We start from the raw sequence: 962 nt of genomic DNA on the forward strand, positions 1-962 counted from the left end.
GAGACCGTGCCTACCTTCGTCATCGCCTCCCCTTGTCGCTCAATCCAGAGCAAGCCGTCAGGGTTGAGCATCACCTCAGTGACGCGCTCATCGTCTAAATGAGCCAGTATCCCCGCCTCTTGCAAATGATGGCGGATACCTTGCAAACTTCGACTCATGGTGAGTTCCTTACAATGATGTGTGTTACCACCGAATGGGCGGAGACGGCCACTCTTGCGCCCAATCTTTGCCGTCAGTGGGGTCAACATTGAGCGGTTGCGTCACCACCTTTTCTTGAGTCACGCGTTCGCGCTCTGTGGCGTCCGATTGCGCAGCAATATACGTGGCGTTCATTTGGATTTGGGTCTGCATTAACGTTTGCAGTTTATGCAGTTGTTGGACGATTTGAGCGAGCAATTCCGATTGCGCTTGCGCGATTTGCATCGCCCCCTGCGCATTCGCAGCATTGGCTTGGATGTTGTCTAACGTGCTTGCATCAAAGGTTTGGTACTCGCTCATTTGATGCGCCAGCTCAAGCGAGCTTTGCGCGGTATCACGCAGCGCATCCCCTTGCGCTCGATACGTCTCAACCGAATTCATGTTCGCCACCGATTGCTCTTCATAGCCATCAACCCCCGCAAACAAGGCGCCCATACGCTCACTGACGTCCCCCATCGCGTAAGAGACCGATTTACCCCGAGAAGCGATCGTATTGAGGTTGTTGGTGTGCGACTTTAAATCCCCCCAATGCAGGTTCTTACTGCGCTGTAAGTTTTGCACTTGGTATTCGAGATTTCTCAATGAGTTGATCGTTTGCTGAATTTGCTCGTAGTACGATTTTGATTGTTGAAGGTTACTCGTCGCCATTTGTGTAATGGTCGCGCAATTGGCGCAAAAAAACGCATAAGAGGAACAAGACCAAATCAAACCAATAGGCAAGATAAGTCGTGGTATGAGGGCTCTCATTCTTCACTCTCCCAGAT

General features: G+C 51.1%; 1 protein-coding gene. It reads right to left on the reverse strand.

The genetic code is table 11. The annotated features are described in order from the left end of the window. Nucleotides 1–183 precede the first annotated feature (183 nt). Nucleotides 184–945 (reverse strand): P-type conjugative transfer protein TrbJ, encoded by a 762-nt coding sequence (gene trbJ / locus Q1A70_RS20070; RefSeq protein ID WP_299697639.1) that lies wholly within the window; start codon nucleotides 943–945, stop codon nucleotides 184–186. Between the last annotated feature and the right edge of the window lie 17 nt (nucleotides 946–962).

Origin of the sequence: uncultured Vibrio sp. (assembly GCF_947488985.1) — a bacterium.
In the GTDB taxonomy this organism is placed as follows: domain Bacteria; phylum Pseudomonadota; class Gammaproteobacteria; order Enterobacterales; family Vibrionaceae; genus Vibrio.

Bases quoted from the DNA above. Each gene is read 5' to 3' on its own strand.
- trbJ (WP_299697639.1), bottom strand. From the start codon at position 945: ATGAGAGCCCTCATACCACGACTTATCTTGCCTATTGGTTTGATTTGG.